Genomic DNA, 20,843 nt, shown 5'->3' with positions numbered 1-20,843 from the left:
ACTGGGTTGATAGGCCGGATGTGGAAGCGAGGACTAAAGACTCGTGAAGCTGACCGGTACTAATAGGCCAACAACTTACACCACCCAAAAAACACACTGCACGCGTCCACTATGTGGTTCCCAACCAACAACCCCGCCCCCACACCACGGGGCAAACCAGGGAAACCACTAACTGAATACACAACCAAGCACCACAGTTGTAACCACAAAGCTTCCCAACCCCCAAACGCGGGGGTGCGGGTACAAGGGTTACGGCGGTCATAGCGTGGGGGAAACGCCCGGTCCCATTCCGAACCCGGAAGCTAAGACCCACAGCGCCGATGGTACTGCACCCGGGAGGGTGTGGGAGAGTAGGACACCGCCGGACAACCATTCAGGTCGAGGCCCCCCAACCACCAGGTTGGGGGGCCTCCCACTTTAAGAAGCGACAATGCCCGACAACAAGTTGTGAGACTTGCCACGGGAACACTATGAGGCACCCTGGGGGTTCGGCTCCAGAAGTACGGTCGCCTAGAATTGCATAAGACAAACGAGCCGGCATCAGCAATTGCCGGCGGCGTGACAACGAAATAAGGGTTATGAGCGACTACGCACGCGCCACTGGTCGGCTCGCAACAGGAGGAATCCATAATGGCTGAGCACAACGGCGGCAATCGAGGCGGCAATCGCGGTAACTTCGGCGGGAATCGTGGAGACCGAGGGTCCTACCGCCCTAACAACAATTCCGGCGGTGACCCTCGGGGCTTCCGCTCCAGGGAAAACCGTGACGGCAATGACCAAGGCCGTTCCTACGGCGAGCGTCCTGCCCGGGATGGGGAGCGCCGTCCGTACAACAGTGACCGCAAGTCTTTCGGAGAGCGTTCCGAGCGTGGCTTCGATCGTCCGCGTCGTGACGGTGATGACCGCCGTAGCTTTGGTGATCGTCCGCGCCGTGACGGCGAAGAACGTCGTTCCTTTGGCGGCGACAGGAAGCCTTTTGGTGATCGTCCGCGTCGTGACGGTGATGACCGCCGTAGCTTTGGTGATCGTCCGCGCCGTGACGGCGAAGAGCGTCGTTCCTTTGGCGGCGACAGGAAGCCTTTTGGTGATCGTCCGCGTCGTGACGGTGATGACCGCCGTAGCTTTGGTGATCGTCCGCGCCGCGATGGCGACGAGCGCCGTTCCTTTGGTGACCGCCCGGCACGCGGCGGGGAGCGTCCTGCGCGCGATGGTGAGCGCCGGCCGTACAACGCTGACCGCAAGCCGTTTGGTGACCGCCCGGAACGTGGTCCGCGGAATTTTGATGGTCCGCGCCGCGATGGCGATGACCGCCGCACGTTCGGCGATCGTCCCCCGCGTGAAGGCGATCGCCCGCGCCGTGACGATGACCGCAAGCCCTTCCGCGATCGGACCGATCGCGACCGCAGCGACCGTGGTGGGGAGCGCCGGCCCTTCGGCGAGAACAGGCCCAGTGGTGGCCGCTTCGGCGAAGGCCGCGAAGACCGTCCGGCCCGTGTGCCCAACGCCAAGGACATTCGTAGCGCCAACCGCCCCGATCGCGAGCGTTCGCCGGAAATCGACGAGGATGTCACGGGCAATGAGCTGGACCGGGCCACGGGCCACCAGATCAAAACGCTTGAAGACCAGAACGCCGGTTGGGTCGCCAAGCACCTGGTCATGGCAGGGCGCCTGATCGATGTGGAGCCTGAACTCGCGTTCCAGCACGCCCTCGCCGCGAGCCGTCGCGGCGGCCGTTTGTCCGCAGTGCGCGAGGCCGTGGGTCTGACGGCCTACGCTGCCGGACACTACGGTGAGGCACTGCGCGAGTTCCGTACGTACCGCCGCATCAGCGGCTCCAACGTGCACTTGCCGGTGATGGCTGACTGCGAGCGTGGCCTGGGCCGTGCCGACCGTGCCCTGGACATGGTGCGCTCACCCGAGGCCCAGGACCTGGATGCTCCGGGCAAGGTTGAGCTTGCCATTGTGGCTTCGGGCGCCCGTGCCGACCTGAACCAGTTGGATGCAGCGGTGGCCGAGCTCGAGATCCCGCAGCTGGACATCAACCGGGCCTTCTCCTACAGCCCCCGCTTGTTCCGCGCGTACGCCGAGGCCTTGACGGCTGCAGGCCGCGCTGATGAAGCAGTGCGCTGGGAGCGCCAGGCCGTCGTGGCCGAGAACGCCTTGGGCGTCGGCGAGTTCGCGGAGCCGGAAATCCTGGACCTCGGTTGGGATGAAGAGGAAGAAGCAGCGGCGCGCAAGCCCCGTTTCCAGAAGCAGGACGGGGACGCCGTCGTGCCGGCCGAAACCGAGACTGTGATCGCCGAGGCCGCGGCAGCGGATGCTGCCCACGATGATCTTGATGTGGACGACGCCGAGTCCGATTACTTCGAATCGGACGACCCCGAGTCAGACATCGATTCAGTCGAGGACACCGACGAGGACACCGACGAGGACGAGGACCAGGACGAAGAAACGGACGAGGCCGCTGAAGAAGCAGACGACGAGTCCCGCAATGGCTGAAGCGCTGATTGAGTCCTTCGACGCCGTTCTCTCCGATCTTGACGGCGTGGTGTACGCCGGGCCGCACGCCATCCCGGGCGCCGTGGAGTCGCTGCAGCGGCTGGAGTCCGTGGGCGTCGGCTTGGGGTACGTGACCAACAATGCGTCGCGGACGCCGGCGCAGGTTGCCGCGCATCTGAGGGAACTGGGGGCGCCGGCAGAGGACCACCAGGTGGTGAGTTCCTCGCAGGCCGCAGGCGAACTGCTCGCCTCGATGCTGCCGGCGGGTGCGCACGTCCTGATCACGGGAAGCGCAGCGTTGGCCCATGAGATCGAGCTGGTGGGCCTCAAGCCAGTGCACAGCGCGGCGGAGCACCCGGTAGCGGTGGTGCAGGGTTTCAATCCGGAGATTGGCTGGAAGGAACTCGCCGAGGCCTCCTACGTCGTGGCTGGCGGTGCCAAGTGGTTCGCCACCAACACGGACATGTCCATTCCGCAGGCCCGCGGAATGGCTCCGGGCAACGGCACCCTGGTGGCCGCTGTTGCCGCCGCGACCGGGCAGTATCCCCTGGTTGCGGGCAAGCCGGAAGCGCCCCTGTTCCACGCAGCTGCGAAGCGGCTCAAGGCCGACCGGCCGCTCGTGGTGGGCGACCGCCTGGACACCGACATCCTGGGTGGCAACCGCGCAGGATATGCGACGGCGGCAGTCCTGACCGGCGTCGATACGAAGCACACCATCCTGGCCGCCCGGACGGATGAACGGCCGACGTACTTGCTGGCGGATCTCACCGAGCTCTACGAGCCTTACCCGGACGTCGTCGGAGAAGACCACTCGTTCCGCTGCGGGGAGGCGTCCGCATCCGTGGAGGACAACGTTGTGACTGTCATCGGTGCCGAGGACGACCTCGATGCCTGGCGCGCGGCGTGTGCGGCCTGGTGGAGCGCAGTGCCGGACGCTTCCGAAGCGCAGGCGCCGAAGCTTGAGTGGCGTTCTCATTAGACTGGTGCGATGACGGAGTCCACTGAAGAAACACCATGGCCCGGGCCAGCCGCCCCCACGAATGAAGCAGCGGTCGACCGGACCCTGGAACTGCTGAACGCTGTTCCGGGGACTCCGGTTTCGGAGCATGCGGACTTGTACACGGCGGTTCACGATTCGCTGTTGGAGGCCCTCGACGCCGAACCCGGCCTCCCGCCGGCCGCGGCGGGACAAGCCGCGGGCCAGGCGGCGGGACAGGCGGCGAGGCAAGCGGTGGGACAACCGGACGCCGACACCCCGGAAGGCAACAGCTAGCGTATGGCACGACTCGATCAGGAACTCGTCATCCGTGGGCTGGCGAGGTCCCGGACCCACGCGGCCAAGCTCATTGCCGATGGCAAGGTCACGTCCGGTGGCGCCGTCCTGTCCAAGGCTTCCCAGCCGGTAGGTGCCGGGACAGCGTTGCAGGTGGAACCCCATCCGGAGGACGCCTACGTGAGCCGCGCGGGCCATAAACTCGCCGGTGCGTTGGCAGCCTTCCCGGACGTGACGGTCGCCGGCCGGAGGTGCCTCGACGCCGGTGCCTCCACGGGCGGTTTCACGGACGTCCTGCTGAGGCAGGGCGCCGCCCAGGTGGTGGCCGTGGATGTTGGGCACGGCCAGTTGGTGCAGCCGCTCCGGGACGACCCGCGGGTGGACGTCCACGAGGGACTCAATGTCAGGTACATGACGCCCGATCAGATCGGTGGGGCCGCTTCCCTCACCGTGGCAGACCTTTCTTTCATTTCCTTGACGTTGGTCCTGGAGCCACTGGCGGCCTGCACGGCGCCGGGCGGTGACCTGGTCCTCATGGTCAAGCCGCAGTTCGAGGTTGGCAAGGAACGTTTGAGCCGTACGGGCGTGGTGTCTTCCGAACAGGAACGACGCCGGGCGGTCGCCCAGGTGGTGCGGGCAGCGGTGGATACCGGCTTGGACGTGCAGGGCCTCGCGGCCAGTCTGCTGCCCGGCCAGGACGGAAATGTTGAGTACTTCCTGTGGATGAAACGCAGGATGTCGGCGGTTTTGCCTAAGATCGAAGAGCGGGACGGGGACGTTGCTGCGTTGATGGAATCACTCTGGCCGAACCACTAGAAAGCAGAACCCGATGAGCAGGCACGTACTGGTCCTTGCCCACACCGGACGGGAGGAATCGCTCCGCGCGGCGTGGGATGCCTGTACCCAACTGCATTCTTCCGGACTGGTTCCGGTGTTGCAGAAGTCCGAGCTGGCCGACGTCGAACGCTTTTTCGGCGCCGTGGATACGCCCATCGAGATCCTTCACGATCACGTGAGCCTGGAGGACGTCGAATTGGTGATGGTGCTTGGCGGCGACGGCACCATCCTGCGCGCTGCCGAACTGGTCCGCGAAGTGGATGTTCCGCTGCTGGGCGTGAACCTTGGCCACGTCGGCTTCCTTGCCGAAAGTGAACGCGCGGACCTGGCCCAGACCGTTGAATGGATTGCCAGCCGCCAGTACACGGTGGAAGAGCGCATGACCATCGATGTCCAGGTGTGGATCAAGGGCCAGAAGATCTGGCATACGTGGGCCCTCAATGAGGCTGCCATCGAAAAAGCCAACCGGGAGCGCATGCTGGAAGTGGTCACCGAGGTGGACGAACGTCCGCTGACCTCGTTTGGCTGCGATGGCGTGGTCCTGGCGACTCCAACAGGTTCAACGGCTTACGCTTTCTCCTCCGGCGGCCCGGTTGTTTGGCCGGAAGTGGAGGCCTTGGTGATCGTGCCGATCAGCGCCCACGCCCTTTTCGCGAAGCCCCTGGTGGTATCCCCGAGGTCCAAGCTGGCCGTGGAGATCATGAACCGGACAGATGCCCTGGGTGTGTTGTGGTGCGATGGCCGGCGTTCGGTGGACCTGCCGCCCGGAGCGCGCGTCGAGGTGACCCGGTCCGCCACACCCGTTCGGCTGGCCCGGACCCATATGACCCCGTTTTCCGCCCGGCTGGTCCGGAAGTTCCAGCTGCCCATCCATGGCTGGCGTGGTCCCGCGCCACGCAGCGGCGAAGTCCACACCGGCCCGATCCCCGTGATCCGCACACCGTCGCCGGCACCCTTGCCGAGCCCGCACGAGCCTGGGCACGGTGAACCCTCCGACCCCACGAATGCGAAGTGAAGCATGCTTGAAGAACTCCGAATCCGTGACCTTGGCGTCATCACCGACGCCGCCCTTCCGCTCGGCCCCGGCCTGAGCGTCGTCACCGGTGAAACCGGCGCCGGCAAGACCATGGTGGTCACCGCCGTCGGGCTTCTCCTGGGCGCCCGCTCGGACGCCGGTGCCGTACGCAGCGGCGCCAAGTCAGCATCTGCCGAGGCGGTACTGAAGCTCGATCCGCAACACCACGCCGTGGAGCGCACCCGCGAGGCCGGCGGCGATGCGGAAGAGTACGACGGCGTGGCTGAACTCCTGCTCGCCCGTACCGTCGGTGCCGACGGACGCAGCCGGGCTTATGTGGGCGGGCGGACGGCGCCCGTAGGCGTGCTGGCGGAGCTGGGGGAGAGCCTGGTGGTGGTCCATGGCCAAACGGACCAGATCAGGCTCAAGGGTGCGGCAGCGCAGAGGCATGCCCTGGACCGGTTCGCCGGAGCATCCTTGGCCAAGCCGCTGGGGGAGTACCAGGAGCTGTACAAGCACTGGAAGTTGATCCAGTCCGAGCTGGAGACACTCCGTAATGAGGCCCGTGAGCGCTTGCGCGAAGCGGAGTCGTTGGATGCCGCGCTGACCGAGATCGATGAGATCGACCCCCAGCCCGGCGAAGACGAGGCACTCAAGGCCGAGGCGGTGAAACTGGCCAACGTCGAAGAATTGCGGATCGCCGCGGCATCAGCCCATGAGTCCTTGATCGCAGAGGAATTCGGCGAGTCGGGGGACGCAACGTCCCTGGTGGATGCCGCCAAGCGGACCCTGGAGCACGTGGCGGACCACGACGAAACCCTCGGTGCCGCCGCGGCACGTTTGGCGGAAGTTGGTTTCCTGCTGAACGACATCGCGGCTGAACTGTCCAGCTACCAGGCAGCCCTGGACACCGAGGGACCCGAACGACTGTCCGAAATCGAGGAACGCCGTGCTGCGCTGGCCAAGCTGATCCGCAAGTACGCTCCGAGCATTGACGAGGTGCTCGAGTGGGCCGCGACAGCGCGGATCCGCCTTGACGAACTCCAGGACGATTCCACCCGCATCGAATCCCTCGACGCCGAGGTTGCCGCGTCGGAGGAAAAGCTCCGCAAGCTGGCGGCCGCCATCACCAAGGCACGGCTCAAGGGGGCGAAGGACCTTTCCTCGCGCGTCAGCGCCGAACTGAAGGCCCTGGCGATGGCCGACGCCACGTTGGGCATCGAGGTGGAGGACAGCGGCTCCCTGGGCCCGTGGGGCACCGATGAGATCGGGTTCCTGCTCCGCCCGCACTCCGGTGCCCCGGCAAGGCCTCTCGGCAAAGGCGCCTCGGGCGGTGAACTGTCCCGCGTCATGCTGGCCATCGAAGTGGTCCTCGCTGCCGTGGACCCGGTGCCGACGTTCGTCTTCGACGAGGTGGACGCCGGCGTCGGCGGGCGGGCCGCCGTCGAAATCGGACGCAGGCTGGCCATGCTGGCCCGGCACGTCCAGGTGCTGGTAGTCACGCACTTGCCCCAGGTTGCCGCGTTTGCGGACCAGCACATCCGGGTCATCAAGACCTCGGTGCGCGGCACGGACGGCAAGACCACCTCCGGATTCACGTCCAGCGATGTCCAGTTGTTGTCCGAGGAAGAACGGGTCAAGGAACTCGCCCGCATGCTGGCCGGGCAGGAGGACTCGGAATCCGCGCAGGCGCACGCCCAGGAGCTCCTGGACGACGCGAAGCTCCTCCCGCAGCAGGCATAGGGGCCAGGAGAGGCACTGCGAGGACAATCACATTCAGTGCACTTTGTTCGGGCTGAACCCTTGATTGCAGGCAGGTAACTGGGCAACCATGGACCATTTGGGGAATCCGGACAGGACGCTTGGAAGGCGTAATTGATGATAAGCTCGAATTCCGTGGTGCAGCGATCAAATTCCCGTGTAAATTCCCGGTTCCCGGGCTCGTCCAAGACGACCAAACACATCTTCGTCACCGGCGGTGTGGCGTCCTCGCTCGGTAAGGGACTGACGGCTTCGAGCCTCGGCCACCTGCTGCGGGCACGCGGTTTGTCTGTAACTATGCAGAAGCTCGATCCCTACCTGAACGTGGATCCGGGCACGATGAATCCCTTCCAGCACGGCGAAGTGTTCGTGACTGACGACGGCGCCGAAACCGACCTCGACATCGGACACTACGAGCGCTTCCTCGACGAGAACCTCGAAGGATCGGCCAACGTCACAACCGGCCAGATCTACTCCACGGTCATCGCGAAGGAACGCCGCGGCGAATACCTTGGCGATACTGTCCAGGTCATTCCGCACATTACTGACGAGATAAAGCGCCGCATGCGCCTGCCCGCCGAGGGCAAGAACGCTCCGGACGTCATCATCACCGAAATCGGTGGAACCGTTGGCGACATCGAGTCGCAGCCGTTCCTCGAGTCCGCCCGCCAGGTCCGCCAGGACATCGGCCGGACGAACGTCTTCTTCCTCCATGTGTCCCTGGTCCCGTACATCGGACCTTCCCAGGAGCTGAAGACCAAGCCGACGCAGCACTCCGTCGCTGCCCTGCGCTCCATCGGCATCCAGCCCGAAGCAATCGTGATCCGTTCGGACCGCGAGGTTCCCGAGGCCATGCGCGAGAAGATCGGCCGCATGTGCGACGTCGACATCGACGCCGTGGTCAACGCCGCCGACGCTCCGAGCATCTACGACATTCCCAAGACCCTGCACTCCCAGCAACTGGACTCCTACATCGTCCGCGCCCTGGACCTGCCGTTCAAGGACGTGGACTGGAGCAAGTGGGACAAACTGCTTGAGGCCGTGCACAACCCGAAGCACGAGGTCGAGGTTGCCCTGGTGGGCAAGTACATCGACCTTCCGGACGCCTACCTTTCGGTGACCGAGGCACTGCGCGCAGGCGGGTTCGCCAACGAGGCCAAGGTCAGGATCCGCTGGGTTCCTTCCGACGAATGCGAAACCCTCGCAGGTGCCACCAAGTCCCTGGCGGGCGTGGATGCGATCTGCGTTCCCGGTGGCTTCGGCATCCGTGGACTGGAAGGCAAGCTTGGTGCACTGAAGTTCGCCCGTGAAACCAAGCTCCCTGTCCTGGGCCTGTGCCTTGGCCTGCAGTGCATGGTGATCGAGTACGCCCGCAACGTCGTGGGCCTTGAAGGTGCCTCGTCCAGCGAGTTCGAACCCGACTCCAAGTACCCGGTCATCGCCACCATGGAAGAGCAGCTGGACATCGTGGACGGCAAGGGAGACCTCGGCGGCACCATGCGCCTGGGCCTGTACGAAGCCAAGCTCGACGAAGGCTCCGTGGTTGCCGAAACCTACGGCACCACGTCCGTGAGCGAACGCCACCGCCACCGGTACGAGGTCAACAACAAGTACCGTGACCAGATCGCGGCCGAGGGCCTGGTGTTCTCCGGTACCTCGCCCGATGGCAAGCTGGTGGAGTACGTGGAGCTTCCCCGCGAAGTGCACCCGTACTACGTCGCCACCCAGGCGCACCCCGAGCTCAGCTCGCGTCCCACGCGCCCCCACCCGCTGTTCGCAGGGCTGGTCAAGGCTGCGCTGGACCGCCGTGAAGGTGGAGCCGCCGAGGCAAAGCAGGCCGCCGACGCGGTAGCTGCCAAGTAAACAATCCGCACAAGCAAAGGACGGCGCGATGCCCGGTACTTCTGAAACCCCCAGCACAACACGGCAGGTTTCGGACGTGCCGAGCCCGCGCCGTCTTTTGTCTTCCAGCAAGGTCTATGAGGGCCGCATCTGGGATGTGGTCAGCGATTCGTTCCAGCTCGGCGAGGACACCGATGCGCTGGTGCGCGACTACATCGACCACCCCGGTGCCGTGGCCGTGCTGCCCATGAACGTGGACGGCGAAATTCTCCTGTTGAAGCAGTACCGCCACCCTGTAGCGATGGACCTCTGGGAAATCCCCGCAGGCCTCCTGGACGTGGAGGGCGAAGACTTCGTGGTGGGGGCTGCCCGTGAGCTGGCGGAAGAAGCGGACCTGACCGCGGCTACCTGGAACGTCCTTGTGGACTTCTTCAACTCCCCAGGATCCTCCAGCGAGGCTGTCCGCATCTACTTGGCCCGTGGCCTCAGCGACGTTCCGGAAGCTGAACGCCATGTCCGAACGGACGAAGAGGCCGAGATTGAGCTGCACTGGATTCCGTTGGACGATGCCGTGCAGGCCGTCCTTGAGGGCCGGCTGCACAACCCTTCCGCGGTCCTTGGCATATTGGCCGCTGCCGCTGCGAAGGCTGACGGCTTCAGCAGCCTCCGCCCGGCCACAGCTCCCTGGCCGGCACACCCGAGCCAGCGCTGAGCATGCCCGAGGCCGCCACCCGGACTGCCACAGCCATTGACCGTGGAATCACCGATTACCTGCAATATGTGGGAGTGGAACGCGGCTTGGCGGCGAACACCCTGGCGGCTTACCGCCGGGACCTGGGCCGCTATGCGAATTTCCTTGCCACGCAAGGGGTCGGCGAGCCCGGCGGGGTAACCCGTCACCATGTCACCGCGTTTGTGCAGGCCCTGTCTGATGGCGCCGACGGTGCGTCCGTCCTGGGCGTGCGTTCGGCGGCCAGGACCGTGGTCGCAGTGCGGGGGCTGCATAAGTTTTGGGCTCTTGAGGGCCTGACCACCTCAGACCCCGCGGGCGATGTCCACCCACCCATGCCCGGGAAGAGGCTTCCGAAAGCCATCAGCGTGGATGAGGTGACCCGGATCCTCGAAGCCGCCGGCACGGATACAGCCACAGGGCTCCGTGACCGCGCCCTCCTGGAGTTCCTCTACTCCACGGGCGCCCGCATCAGCGAGGCCGTGGGCCTGGATGTGGACGACGTCTCCTTGCAGGAAACGGGTCCCGGCCCGGCCATTGTCCGGCTGTTCGGCAAAGGATCCAAGGAACGCCTGGTACCCCTTGGCTCCTACGGCGCCCGGGCCGTTGGAGCTTATGTTGTCCGGGGCAGGCCGCTCCTTGCGTCCAAGGGCAAGGGCACCCCGGCCCTGTTCCTCAACGCGCGCGGCGGCCGGATCAGCCGGCAGAGTGCTTGGACCATCCTGAAGACCGCGGCCGAAAAAGCGAACATCACCAAGGACGTTTCGCCCCACACACTGCGGCATTCCTTTGCCACCCACCTCCTGGAAGGCGGAGCGGATGTGCGCGTAGTGCAGGAACTGCTGGGCCATGCCTCGGTGACCACCACCCAGGTGTACACCTTGGTGACGGCGGATACGCTGCGTGAGGTTTATGCGGCAGCGCATCCCCGGGCGCTTGGGTAGCAGCCCTAGCCAATCACGCTGAACGTCAGCTCTACAGCGTCCACGAAGACGGCCAGCAGGGATGTTCCCAGGCCGGCCACCAGCAGCAATCCGGGGTGGGCCAGACCCACCACCACGCGCTTAAGCGCGGGCCGTCCGCGGAGGAACTTCTTGGGCACCCGGGTCTTCACCGGGATTTGCCGCCAACCCCGCAGCCGCCGCAGGAACCAGGCGCAGCGCACAATGAAGGCCATCCACAACACGGACAACACCAACGGTACCGATGCCACCATCAGGTTGAAGCCCAAGGCGGTGACTTCCTTTTCGGAATCACCGATCACCGTTTGGACGGTGGTGGAGATGGATGCGCTCATCACCACGGAGGCGGCCCACACCATGAAAGCCGCCACAAGCGCCAGGAACCGCACGAAGAAATGTCCCAGCACGGTCGCATCCACTGCCTTAAGGTGGCTGCGCGGGGTCGCGTGAAGGACCACCAACGTGGACACCAGCGTGGGCAGGGCGGCCACCAGCACCAGCAAATACCAGGTCCAGCCCGCCAGGTCCACCACTTCGTCCAGGACGATCAGCCCGGACCACAGCACCGTCCAGGCCCACCCGGAGTACAGGGGGTGCGCCACCAGCCAGCGCGGCAACCACGCGTCACGGTCCGGAGCGGCCTTGGGAAGCAAAGCGGCCTTGGGAACCTGACCGGGTTTGGAAACCAGATCCTCCGCTGGAGCCTCCGGACCCGGCGCTGGAGCCTCCGGACCTGGCACAGGGACCACCACTTCCGGCAACGTCCGTCCGGACTCCCCAGCTGCATGTTCGACGGCGGCCGTCGCCGCCCGCGGTTTACCCCCGGCTTCGCTCATGGGCTCACTGTAGCAATGGCGGCAGGACGGGGGGAGATCGGGTTAGGGTGGGCAGCATGACTGCAGCCCATGTGACGTTGTGCTTCCTCCTCCGCGATGGCGCGGAGGGCCAGCATGTCCTCCTCGGAACCAAGAAGACCGGATTCGGCAGCGGCAAGGTAGTGGGTGTCGGCGGCCATGTCGAGGCCGGGGAGACGGCCATCGAAGCCGCATGCCGGGAGATCATGGAAGAGATCCACGTGGTGGTCGATGCCGGTGACCTCGTCCCCGCAGGAACCGTGGACTTCATCTTCCCCACCAGGCCCGAGTGGAACATGGCCACCACTGTCTTCCTCACCCGGAATTGGGAGGGCGAACCATCCGAGAGCGATGAAATCGCCCCCGGCTGGTATCCGGTGGCACAGCTTCCGGTGGAGCGGATGTGGGCCGATGCCGAGCATTGGCTGCCGGCCATGATCTCCGGCCGCCGTATCGCCGTGCGCGTGGAACTCGCGCCGGACAACCAGAACGTGGCGGACGTCCGGACCGAAGAATGGACGGGCGCCGACTGACGGTCCGGCGCAGACGCCCCCACCGATGCGAACGACGACGGGCCGGTCACCCGCCAGGTGACCGGCCCGTCGTCGTGCGTGCTGCCGTGGTGCGGAACCCGTTAGGGGACGTGTCGCTCTTCCGGTCCGTTGTATTCGCTCAACGGGCGGATGAGTGAGTTGGAGGCCAGCTGCTCCATGACGTGGGCGGTCCAGCCGGTGATGCGGCTGGCCACGAACAACGGCGTGAAGGTCTGGGTGTCGAATCCCATGAGGTGGTACGTGGGACCGGCCGGGTAGTCGAGGTTGGGTTTGATGGCCTTGGCCTCGTCCATGGCCTGCTCCAGGCCGTTGTAGAGTCCCAGGAGTTCAGGCCGCCCGTAATGGGCGATCATCTTGTCCAGGGCGGCTTTCATGGTGGGAACGCGGGAGTCGCCGTGCTTGTAGACGCGGTGGCCGAAGCCCATGACCTTCTTTTTCTGCGCCAGGGCGTCTTCCATCCACGTGCGCGCCCGGGCTGCAGCGTCCTCCAGGGATTCCTCCGGGCGGATGCCGATTTCGTCGAAGGTGTGCATGACGGCCTCGTTGGCGCCGCCGTGCAGCGGACCTTTCAGGGCACCGATCGCCGCCGTCACAGCGGAGTGCAAGTCGGAAAGCGTCGAAGTGACCACGCGGGCAGTGAACGTGGAGGCGTTGAAGGAGTGCTCGGCGTAGAGGATCATCGAGACGTTGAAGGCCTCAACCACTTCGACAACGGGTTCTTCGCCGAACGTCATCCAGAGGAAGTTCGCCGAGTAGTCCAGATCGTCCCGGGGTTCCACCACTTCCTGGCCGCGCCGCCTGCGCTGGTCATAAGCCACCACAGCAGGCATGGCCGCCCACAGATCCACAGCCTTCTTCAGGTTGGCTTCGGGCGAGGAATCCTCGGCAAGTTCGTGCCTGGCACCCAGGACCGAGGCCGCGGTCCGGCAGACATCCATGGGATGCGCGCTGGTGGGGAGCGTGTCGATGACCGACTTGACCACGGGATCCAGGGCACGGCCTGCGCGCTCGCGGGCCGTGAACTCTGCCAGTTGCGATTCGTCCGGAAGTTCGCCGTTCCACAGGAGGTAGGCGACTTCCTCGAAGCTGCACTTGGCTGCCAGTTCCTGCACCGGGTACCCGCGGTACAACAGGGAGTTGGTTTCCGGGTTGACCTTTGAAACGGCGGTGTAGTCCACCACGACTCCGGCGAGGCCCTTTTTGATGTCTTCAGCTGCCATGCTGAACTCCTTCGTTCTTGTGCAGGCCACCGGAGGGACCCCGGTTTCCTGCGTCCCCTATGATGATCCGGACCTAGCGGATGCCAGGAACCTGGAAGTTGAAAACGCCGGTATCGAATTGGTTGTATGCCTCGTAATCCACGAGTTCGTAGAGGCGAGCACGCGTAAGCATGGAGTCGACGTGTGCCTCTTGGGTCCCCGCAGCCTTGATCGATTCCAGAGTACGCTCTGCAGCGCCCATGGCAATGCGGAGGAGTGTCACCGGGTAGATCACCATGTTCACGCCGACGCCCTGGAGCTGTTCGGTGGTGAAGAGCTCGCTCTTTCCGAACTCGGTCATGTTGGCCAGGATGGGCACGTCCACGGCGTCGCGGATGGCCTGGAACTCGCTGAGGTCCCGCATCGCTTCGGGGAAGATCGCGTCGGCGCCGGCATCCACCAGGGCCTTGGCCCTGTCCTGCGCCGCTTGGAGTCCATCCACGGCGCGGATGTCGGTGCGGGCCATGATGAGGAAGTTCGGGTCCCGGCGGGCGTCGGCTGCGGCGCGGATGCGTTTGGTGGCGGTGTCGAGATCTACGACGTTTTTGCCGTCGAGGTGTCCGCAGCGTTTGGGGTTGAATTGGTCCTCGATGTGGCAGCCGGCCAGGCCGGCGTTTTCGAGTTCCTGGATGGTGCGGGCCACGTTCATGGGCTCACCGAAACCGGTGTCTGCGTCCACGAGCGAGGGCAGGTCCGTCATGCGGGCGATCTGCCCGGCCCTGGTGGCGACTTCGGTGAGGGTGGTCAGGCCGATGTCGGGCAGGCCGAGGTCGTTGGCCAGGACGGCTCCGGAGATATAGACCCCGGCGAAGCCCTTTTCTTCAATCAGGCGTGCCGAGAGCGGGTTGAACGCGCCGGGGAACTGTGCGATGTTCCCGGAGGCCAGCAACTCGCGCAGGCGCAGGCGTTTCTGTTCGGGCGTGACTTTGGAGTACAGCATTTAGAACAGTCCCTTCGGCGCGTTATTGGGGTCGATGACGCCCGGGGCGGCGGTGATGTTGAGCTGGTCGAGTTCGCCTTCGCCGAGTTCGGTGACGCGTTCGACGGCGGCGAGGAACCTGTCGATCTCGGCCTCCTCCACCAATCCGGCGGCGAGGGTGCGGAACTTGTTCACGTACTGCTCGCGGGCGAACGGCCGGGCACCGAGCGGGTGCGCGTCGGCGACGGCGATTTCGTCAGTGATGACGGTGCCGTCGGTGAGGGTGATTTCCACGGAACCGCCGAAGGCTTTCTCCGCGATGTCCAGGGAGTGGTAGCGGCGGGTCCATTCCGGGTCTTCCACGGTGGTGACCTTGTGCCAGAGTTCCACGGTGTCCGGGCGGGCGGCGCGCTCGGGGGCGTAGGAGTCCACGTGGTGCCAGGCGCCGTCCTGCAGGGCGACGGTGAAGATGTAGGGGATGGAGTGGTCCAGGGTTTCCCTGGATGCGGTGGGGGAGTACTTCTGCGGGTCGTTGGCGCCGGAGCCGATCACGTAGTGCGTGTGGTGGCTGGTCTTGATCAGCACGGAGTCCACGTTGGCGGGATCGGTGGTTTCGGGGTGTTCGCGGTTGAGCTTGCGGGCCAGGTCGATCCACGCTTGGGCCTGGTATTCGGCGGAGTGTTCCTTGGTGTACGTGTCCAGGATGGCGCGCTTGGCCTCGCCCTTCTCCGGCAGGGGTACCTCGTAGGAGGCGTCGGGGCCGTCGAGCATCCAGGCGATCACGCCGTCTTCGCCTTCGTAGATCGGCACGGGGGAGGTCTGTCCGCGCATGGCCCGGTCCGCAGCCTCCACCGCCATCTTGCCGGCGAAGGCGGGGGCGTGGGCCTTCCAGGTGGAGATCTCGCCCTTGCGGGACTGCCGGGTGGCGGTGGTGGTGTGCAGGGCCTGGCCCACGGACTGGAAGATGGTCTCCACGTCCAGGCCGAGCAGGGTGCCGATACCGGCGGCTGCGGAGGGTCCGAGGTGGGCTACGTGGTCGATCTTGTGCTTGTGCAGGCAGATGGCCTTGACCAGGTTCACCTGGATTTCGTAGCCGGTGGCGATGGCGCGGACCAGGTCGGCGCCGTTGGAACCTACGTGCTGGGCAACAGCCAGAATCGGCGGGATGTTGTCGCCCGGGTGGGAGTAGTCGGCGGCCAGGAAAGTGTCGTGGTAGTCCAGTTCCCGGACAGCTACGCCGTTGGCCCACGCAGCCCACTCCGGCGAAACCCGCTCCTCGATGCCAAATACCGAGGCGCCCTTGCCGTTCGCGGAGGGTCCGTGGGTCAGTGCCTGGGCGCGGGCGGCAACGATCGGCGCACGGTTCAACGAAGCGATCGCCACCGAGGCGTTATCGATGATCCGGTTGATCACCATGTCCGTCACCTCGGGGGAAACTTCCACAGGATCGGCCGCGACCACGGCGATCTTGTGCGCCAACTGCTCCTCGCGGGGTAGGTTCTCCTCGGACTTGTAAACGCGGACGTGATGGTTCTGGACCATGGTGCTCCTTTGGGTTGGACGGTTCACTGGGCCGGATGTGCGGCTTTGACGTGGGTGAGGCTGCGGTGCAGGTGGACGATCGTGGCGGCTTCGGCCAACCGTGGGTTCCCGGCGGCTATTGCTTCGGCGATGGCTGCATGTTCCGCGGCCGCGGCGGCGAGGCGGGCGGAGTCATCGACTGCGAGTCGCCGGATACGGACCAGATGGACGCGGAGGCCCCGCATGGCTTGGGCTAGGTAGGTGTTGGCAACAGCGGCATCGATGGCGTCGTCCAGGCGCCCCACGAGTGCGTAGTAGTCGTGCCGTGCCGGGTCCGACTCCCGGAGCAGTCCTGGCGCGCGGTCCAGTTGTGCCTGCAGCTCACTGAAAATGCCGGGATCGCCGCGTTCCGCGGCCAAGGCTGCGGCCCTGACTTCCAAGGTTTCACGCAGTTCGAAGAGCTCATCGATGCTGTCGAGGGAGATGTCGGTGACCACGACGCCCCGGCCGCCTGCCGCCGTCGTCAGTCCCTCAGCGGTGAGCCGGCCGAGGGCTTCCCTGACCGGCGTCCTGGAGACGCCGAGGCGTTCGGACTGCTCTACTTCTGCAAGGACAGTACCCGGACGAAGGCGCCATTCGATGATGTCCTCACGGAGGGCGGTGTAAGCCCGGTCACTGGCGCGCATGAGTGCCAGTGTATACAAAGAACTGCAAATACTCCACGATGCACGGTATTTGTGCCTCACATGTATACAGAAGCGGTCAGCTGCGACGCCATCCGTATTCGTTCTCCGGTCGCCCGGGGGTTCCGTACCGCGGGGTCCGGGTGACGGTGCCTGCGTCGGCCAGGTACTCCAGGTAGCGACGGGCCGTCACGCGGGACATTCCCACTGCTTCCATGACTTCGCTGGCGGATACCGGGAGTTCGCGGGTGCGTACCAGGTCCTTGACTGCCTCCAGTGTGGAGGGGGAAAGCCCCTTGGGCAGGGGCAGGTCCGTGGGGGCGCGAAGGCTGGCGAAGGCCTGGTCCACATCGCTCTGCGAGGCGCCCGCGCCGGGGGTCCCTGTGGCGGAACCGGCCAATTGGTCGCGGAATGCCCTGTAGCTGGTGAGCTTGTCCGCGAAGGTGGCGTACGTGAACGGCTTGATGAGGTACTGCACCACACCGATTGACACCGCGCTCCGGACAATGCTGAGTTCGCGGACGGCCGTAATGGCGATGATGTCCGCAAGGATTCCAGCGGACCGCATGCGTCGGGCCACGTCCAGTCCATGGAGGTCGGGGAGGTTCATGTCCAGTAACACCAGGTCCACAGGTGAGCCGGAAGCGGCGAATTCGCCCAGGAGGCGGAGGGCCGATTGGCCGTCGGGGGCGGTACCAACCACGGTGAAGCCCTCGATCCTCCCCACATAGACCGAATGGGCATCGGAAGCGATCGGTTCGTCCTCGACCACCAGGACGCGGATATCTGTCATGCCTTCCCTTCCCCGGGAGCCGTTGTGGGCAGTACAATATGGAACTGCGCGCCGCCCGGGTTGTCTGTTGTCCCCGGATTATCGATGGACATCGTACCGTTGAGCCTCTGGATCGCTTGCCGCACCAGTGCCAGCCCGACGCCCCGGCCATGGCTGCCGCGCGGATCGCCCGTCGATGACTTGGTGCTGTAGCCGTACTGCAGGACGTCGTCGATCGAAGCCGGATCGATCCCTGCACCCGAGTCCCGGACCACGAACTCGACGGCGGCACTCCCGGTCAGCACCTCAAGTTCCACCGAGCGGGGGAGCCCGCCGGCTGCCGCTGCGTCGATGGCGTTGTCCAGCAGGTTTCCCACGATGGTCACCAGGTCCTGGATTTCCAGTCCGCGAACGCCCGCGGTTCCGGATGTCCGGACCTTCAGTTCCACGCCGCGTTCGTGGGCCTCGGCGGCCTTGCCCATCACCAGGGCGCTCATCACTGGTTCGTCCACAGCGGCCAGCATGTCGTCCGTCAGCTGCTGGCTCAGCTCAAGGTCCTTCGTGGCAAACTCAAGCGCCTGGGGCGTGCGGCCGAGCTCCAGGAGGGAGACGATCATGTGCAGGCGGTTGGCGTGTTCATGGGTCTGCGCTCGCAGGGCGTCGGAGAGGGTCTTCATGGTTTCCAGTTCCGTGCCCAGGGCTTCGATCTCGGTACGGTCGCGGATGGTGGCCACGGTGCCGTAGACCGCGGGTTTCTGGCGGCTCCTGGGTGGGACGGGACCAACGGCCGGGGCCTGGTTTACCACCAGGATCCGGGAACCCGTCAGATGGATCTCGTCGTGTGCCGGCCGGCCGGACTCAAACAGGGCGCGCAGGCTGCCGTCGAAGGGAAGCTCGGCGAGCCGTGGTGCCTGGTCGGGGGAGCGGTCCGCTTCGGTCGGCTCCAGGCCCAGCAATTCGGCTGCCTGGTCGTTGTACATGACGGCGTTGCCGCGCGTGTCGATGAGGATGAGGCCCTCACGCACCGAGTGCAGGACCGATTCGTAGTAGGCAAACAGCTGGGCCAGTTGCTCGGGTCCCCATCCACGCGTGACGGAGCGCAGGTATCGTCCCAGCAACCAGGACGCCACGGAACCAAAGAAGAGGACTCCCAAGGCGATGGCGCCGATCACGGTCAGCCGTTCAGCGAGATCCGTGTCCACTGTGCGCACCGTGATGCCGGCCGCCACCAGGGCTTTGACGGACCCGGCCGCGTCCTTGACCGGGGCGATGGTCCGGACCGAGGGGCCCAAGGTTCCCGCAGTTACTTCGGTAAACGTTTGGCCTTGCAGGGCCGGCTCGATGGTTCCAATGTAGGGCTTGCCCAGTTCCTCGGGCCGGGGGTGGGTCCACCGGGTCCTGTCCGGGGCCATGATCGTGATGAAATCCGCATCCGCAGTGTCCCTAACCTTCAAGGCATAGGGCTGCAGGGTGGCGGAAGGATCGGGGCTGGAGGCAGCCTGCAGGACCAAGGGGTTGTTGGCAATGGAGGCGACGATCGCCTGCATCCGGCTGCCCGCGTCATCGTAGGCCCGGTTCCTGGCCTCGGCCACAGAGAAAGCGCCGAAAGCCGCCGTCAGCACAATGACGAACAGCAGGTTCGCCACGAACAACCTGCGGGCAATGCTCCAGCTATGAAACACGTGTGGGCCTCCCATGACCAATATGACCGCAACGGTGATGTATGTCACCAGCGGCTGAATGATGGATATCACACAAGGGCAGCGGAGTGGACACAAGTGCAGGACCGCAGCGCCTTACACAGTATCCAGAAGGAGATTCCCATGACCTCTCAACGAGGAGAGTCGGCATTGGCCGCCACCGGCGGGCGCAAGGGGCTCGACAAGTCGCACTACCTGTACATCGCTGTCATTCTCGCAGTCGTGCTCGGTGCCGTTGTTGGCCTGGTGTTCCCCGAAGTCGGCAAGTCGCTCAAGCCGCTCGGCGATGGCTTCATCAAGCTGATCAAGATGATGATCGCACCCGTCATCTTCTGCACCATCGTCCTGGGCATCGGCTCCATTGCCAAGGCCGCCACGGTGGGCAAGGTGGGCGGACTCGCCCTGGGGTACTTCGTGGCCATGTCCACGTTCGCGCTCGCCATTGGCCTGGTGGTCGGTAACCTCATCCACCCGGGCGAGGGCCTCAAGCTGACCCCCTACGACCCCAACAAGAAGGCCGCCACGGACAGCACGGTGGACTTCCTGCTCGGCATCATTCCCGGTGACATTCCGGTGCTTCCCACCTTGCTGGCTGCCATCCTGGTGGGCTTCGCGCTCCAGAAGATGGGCAAGCAGGGCCAGCCGATCCTCGCGGCCATCGGCCACGGGCAGCGCCTCGTGTTCCGCATCCTGATCATGATCATGTGGCTCGCCCCGGTAGGTGCGTTCGGTGCCATTGCCGCCGTCGTTGGCGCAACAGGTGCGCAGGCAATCCTCAGCATGTTCACCCTGATGATCGCTTTCTACATCACCTGCATCCTGTTCATCGTGGTCATCCTCGGCACCCTGCTCCGTGCGGTTGCCGGCGTGAACATCTTCAAGCTGATGAAGTACCTGGCCCGCGAATACCTGCTGATCTTCTCCACCTCCTCCTCCGAAGCTGCGCTGCCGCGCCTCATCGCCAAGATGGAACACCTGGGTGTTTCCAAGCCCGTGGTAGGCGTGACTGTCCCCACCGGCTACTCCTTCAACCTGGACGGCACGGCCATCTACCTGACCATGGCCTCCCTGTTCGTTGCCAACGCCATGGGTACGCCGCTTGACCTGGGCGCCCAGATCTCCCTCCTGGTCTTCATGATCATCGCTTCCAAGGGCGCGGCAGGCGTCACCGGTGCAGGCTTGGCCACGCTGGCCGCCGGGCTGCAGGCACACAAGCCGGAACTGCTGGGTGGTGTGGGCATGATCGTCGGTATCGACCGCTTCATGTCCGAGGCACGGGCGCTGACCAACTTCACCGGCAACGCCGTGGCAACGGTCCTGATCGGTACATGGGTCAAGGAAATCGACACCAACCAGGTCAACCAGGTGCTGTCCGGCAACTCGCCCTTCGACGAGCAGACCATGCTGGCCCATGACGAGGTGGCCGAGACTCCCGAGGCCGACGCCCGCGAGAAGGCAACCGTCTAGTCCTCCACCGAATCCCAAGCCCGTCTGAAGGCCGGTGCCCGCAGGGGCGCCGGCCTTCTTTCGTGCGCGGGGAGCAGGAAAATCCCAAACCTTCCACCTCTACTAGAGGGTAAAGGCTCAAAGGCCGGGCAATGTCAAGTTCCCCGGAATACCGTGTCGGTCGCTGTAGCCTAGGTGGGTAGCAGTGCTGGTCCC

At 65.1% G+C, this 20,843-nt stretch carries 19 protein-coding genes and 1 rRNA gene; 12 read left to right on the top strand and 8 right to left on the bottom strand.

Going from position 1 to position 20,843, the window contains the following annotated elements:
* Positions 1 to 250 precede the first annotated feature (250 nt).
* Positions 251 to 367 (top strand): 5S ribosomal RNA (gene rrf / locus ACH488_RS06300).
* A gap of 209 nt (positions 368 to 576) precedes the next feature.
* Here rrf and ACH488_RS06295 read toward each other — a convergent pair.
* Positions 577 to 1,650: a hypothetical protein gene (locus ACH488_RS06295; protein WP_397322952.1), complete on the bottom strand. Its 1,074-nt coding sequence runs from the start codon at positions 1,648 to 1,650 to the stop codon at positions 577 to 579.
* 6 nt (positions 1,651 to 1,656) lie between these two features.
* Between ACH488_RS06295 and ACH488_RS06290 the strand changes: the two genes are divergently transcribed.
* From ACH488_RS06290 to xerD, 9 genes are all read left to right on the top strand, one after another.
* Positions 1,657 to 2,499, top strand: a complete 843-nt coding sequence (locus ACH488_RS06290) for a hypothetical protein (protein ID WP_397322951.1) — start codon at positions 1,657 to 1,659, stop codon at positions 2,497 to 2,499.
* A complete protein-coding gene (locus tag ACH488_RS06285; RefSeq protein ID WP_397322950.1) occupies positions 2,492 to 3,478 on the top strand; it encodes an HAD-IIA family hydrolase in 987 nt (328 codons plus the stop codon). The genes ACH488_RS06290 and ACH488_RS06285 overlap by 8 nt, the downstream gene beginning before the upstream one ends.
* Before the next feature lie 9 nt (positions 3,479 to 3,487).
* Complete coding sequence (locus tag ACH488_RS06280) at positions 3,488 to 3,772, top strand: hypothetical protein (protein WP_397322949.1); 285 nt, start codon at positions 3,488 to 3,490, stop codon at positions 3,770 to 3,772.
* Between the two features lie 3 nt (positions 3,773 to 3,775).
* Positions 3,776 to 4,588, top strand: a complete 813-nt coding sequence (locus ACH488_RS06275) for a TlyA family RNA methyltransferase (RefSeq protein WP_397322948.1) — start codon at positions 3,776 to 3,778, stop codon at positions 4,586 to 4,588.
* Positions 4,589 to 4,601: 13 nt separating this feature from the next.
* On the top strand, positions 4,602 to 5,624 hold the full coding sequence (locus ACH488_RS06270) for an NAD kinase (RefSeq protein WP_397322947.1): 1,023 nt from the start codon (positions 4,602 to 4,604) through the stop codon (positions 5,622 to 5,624).
* A 3-nt stretch (positions 5,625 to 5,627) separates the two neighbouring features.
* On the top strand, positions 5,628 to 7,367 hold the full coding sequence (recN, locus tag ACH488_RS06265) for a DNA repair protein RecN (RefSeq protein ID WP_397322946.1): 1,740 nt from the start codon (positions 5,628 to 5,630) through the stop codon (positions 7,365 to 7,367).
* 135 nt (positions 7,368 to 7,502) lie between these two features.
* A complete protein-coding gene (locus ACH488_RS06260) occupies positions 7,503 to 9,248 on the top strand; it encodes a CTP synthase (RefSeq protein WP_397322945.1) in 1,746 nt (581 codons plus the stop codon).
* 28 nt (positions 9,249 to 9,276) lie between these two features.
* The gene (locus ACH488_RS06255; RefSeq protein WP_397322943.1) at positions 9,277 to 9,939 is read left to right on the top strand and encodes an NUDIX domain-containing protein; all 663 of its coding nucleotides are present in this window, start codon (positions 9,277 to 9,279) and stop codon (positions 9,937 to 9,939) included.
* A gap of 2 nt (positions 9,940 to 9,941) precedes the next feature.
* Positions 9,942 to 10,901, top strand: a complete 960-nt coding sequence (xerD, locus tag ACH488_RS06250) for a site-specific tyrosine recombinase XerD (protein WP_397322942.1) — start codon at positions 9,942 to 9,944, stop codon at positions 10,899 to 10,901.
* A gap of 5 nt (positions 10,902 to 10,906) precedes the next feature.
* Here xerD and ACH488_RS06245 read toward each other — a convergent pair whose 3' ends face one another.
* Entirely contained in the window at positions 10,907 to 11,755 is an 849-nt protein-coding gene (locus ACH488_RS06245) for a hypothetical protein (RefSeq protein WP_397322941.1), read from the bottom strand.
* Positions 11,756 to 11,811: 56 nt separating this feature from the next.
* On the opposite strand from ACH488_RS06245, the gene ACH488_RS06240 reads away from it, so the two are divergent.
* On the top strand, positions 11,812 to 12,306 hold the full coding sequence (locus ACH488_RS06240) for an 8-oxo-dGTP diphosphatase (RefSeq protein ID WP_397322940.1): 495 nt from the start codon (positions 11,812 to 11,814) through the stop codon (positions 12,304 to 12,306).
* A 101-nt stretch (positions 12,307 to 12,407) separates the two neighbouring features.
* On the opposite strand, the gene ACH488_RS06235 is transcribed toward ACH488_RS06240, so the two are convergent.
* From ACH488_RS06235 to ACH488_RS06210, 6 genes are all read right to left on the bottom strand, one after another.
* Positions 12,408 to 13,547, bottom strand: coding sequence for a bifunctional 2-methylcitrate synthase/citrate synthase (locus ACH488_RS06235; protein WP_397322939.1), 1,140 nt, complete (start codon positions 13,545 to 13,547; stop codon positions 12,408 to 12,410).
* Positions 13,548 to 13,620: 73 nt separating this feature from the next.
* Positions 13,621 to 14,526, bottom strand: coding sequence for a methylisocitrate lyase (gene prpB / locus ACH488_RS06230; protein ID WP_397322937.1), 906 nt, complete (start codon positions 14,524 to 14,526; stop codon positions 13,621 to 13,623).
* Entirely contained in the window at positions 14,527 to 16,047 is a 1,521-nt protein-coding gene (locus ACH488_RS06225) for an MmgE/PrpD family protein (RefSeq protein WP_397322936.1), read from the bottom strand.
* A gap of 23 nt (positions 16,048 to 16,070) precedes the next feature.
* Positions 16,071 to 16,712, bottom strand: coding sequence for a GntR family transcriptional regulator (locus ACH488_RS06220; RefSeq protein ID WP_397322934.1), 642 nt, complete (start codon positions 16,710 to 16,712; stop codon positions 16,071 to 16,073).
* Between the two features lie 76 nt (positions 16,713 to 16,788).
* Entirely contained in the window at positions 16,789 to 17,502 is a 714-nt protein-coding gene (locus tag ACH488_RS06215) for a response regulator (protein ID WP_397322933.1), read from the bottom strand.
* Positions 17,499 to 19,163, bottom strand: coding sequence for an ATP-binding protein (locus ACH488_RS06210; protein ID WP_397322932.1), 1,665 nt, complete (start codon positions 19,161 to 19,163; stop codon positions 17,499 to 17,501). The genes ACH488_RS06215 and ACH488_RS06210 overlap by 4 nt, the downstream gene beginning before the upstream one ends.
* Before the next feature lie 141 nt (positions 19,164 to 19,304).
* On the opposite strand from ACH488_RS06210, the gene ACH488_RS06205 reads away from it, so the two are divergent.
* The gene (locus ACH488_RS06205; protein ID WP_397322931.1) at positions 19,305 to 20,648 is read left to right on the top strand and encodes a cation:dicarboxylate symporter family transporter; all 1,344 of its coding nucleotides are present in this window, start codon (positions 19,305 to 19,307) and stop codon (positions 20,646 to 20,648) included.
* The last annotated feature ends 195 nt before the right edge of the window (positions 20,649 to 20,843 follow it).

It is taken from the genome of Paenarthrobacter sp. NPDC018779 (genome assembly GCF_044391085.1).
In the GTDB taxonomy this organism is placed as follows: Bacteria; Actinomycetota; Actinomycetes; order Actinomycetales; family Micrococcaceae; genus Arthrobacter.
Note: the sequence above shows the minus strand (reverse complement) of the source record. Positions and strands in the feature narration are given on the sequence as shown.

What these genes read in the sequence shown, in the direction of transcription:
- ACH488_RS06290 (WP_397322951.1), top strand. Translation starts at nt 1,657, where the DNA reads ATGGCAGGGCGCCTGATCGATGTGGAGCCTGAACTCGCGTTCCAGCAC.
- ACH488_RS06285 (WP_397322950.1), top strand. Translation starts at nt 2,492, where the DNA reads ATGGCTGAAGCGCTGATTGAGTCCTTCGACGCCGTTCTCTCCGATCTT.
- ACH488_RS06280 (WP_397322949.1), top strand. Translation starts at nt 3,488, where the DNA reads ATGACGGAGTCCACTGAAGAAACACCATGGCCCGGGCCAGCCGCCCCC.
- ACH488_RS06275 (WP_397322948.1), top strand. Translation starts at nt 3,776, where the DNA reads ATGGCACGACTCGATCAGGAACTCGTCATCCGTGGGCTGGCGAGGTCC.
- ACH488_RS06270 (WP_397322947.1), top strand. Translation starts at nt 4,602, where the DNA reads ATGAGCAGGCACGTACTGGTCCTTGCCCACACCGGACGGGAGGAATCG.
- recN (WP_397322946.1), top strand. Translation starts at nt 5,628, where the DNA reads ATGCTTGAAGAACTCCGAATCCGTGACCTTGGCGTCATCACCGACGCC.
- ACH488_RS06260 (WP_397322945.1), top strand. Translation starts at nt 7,503, where the DNA reads ATGATAAGCTCGAATTCCGTGGTGCAGCGATCAAATTCCCGTGTAAAT.
- ACH488_RS06255 (WP_397322943.1), top strand. Translation starts at nt 9,277, where the DNA reads ATGCCCGGTACTTCTGAAACCCCCAGCACAACACGGCAGGTTTCGGAC.
- xerD (WP_397322942.1), top strand. Translation starts at nt 9,942, where the DNA reads ATGCCCGAGGCCGCCACCCGGACTGCCACAGCCATTGACCGTGGAATC.
- ACH488_RS06245 (WP_397322941.1), bottom strand. Translation starts at nt 11,755, where the DNA reads ATGAGCGAAGCCGGGGGTAAACCGCGGGCGGCGACGGCCGCCGTCGAA.
- ACH488_RS06240 (WP_397322940.1), top strand. Translation starts at nt 11,812, where the DNA reads ATGACTGCAGCCCATGTGACGTTGTGCTTCCTCCTCCGCGATGGCGCG.
- ACH488_RS06235 (WP_397322939.1), bottom strand. Translation starts at nt 13,547, where the DNA reads ATGGCAGCTGAAGACATCAAAAAGGGCCTCGCCGGAGTCGTGGTGGAC.
- prpB (WP_397322937.1), bottom strand. Translation starts at nt 14,526, where the DNA reads ATGCTGTACTCCAAAGTCACGCCCGAACAGAAACGCCTGCGCCTGCGC.
- ACH488_RS06225 (WP_397322936.1), bottom strand. Translation starts at nt 16,047, where the DNA reads ATGGTCCAGAACCATCACGTCCGCGTTTACAAGTCCGAGGAGAACCTA.
- ACH488_RS06220 (WP_397322934.1), bottom strand. Translation starts at nt 16,712, where the DNA reads ATGCGCGCCAGTGACCGGGCTTACACCGCCCTCCGTGAGGACATCATC.
- ACH488_RS06215 (WP_397322933.1), bottom strand. Translation starts at nt 17,502, where the DNA reads ATGACAGATATCCGCGTCCTGGTGGTCGAGGACGAACCGATCGCTTCC.
- ACH488_RS06205 (WP_397322931.1), top strand. Translation starts at nt 19,305, where the DNA reads ATGACCTCTCAACGAGGAGAGTCGGCATTGGCCGCCACCGGCGGGCGC.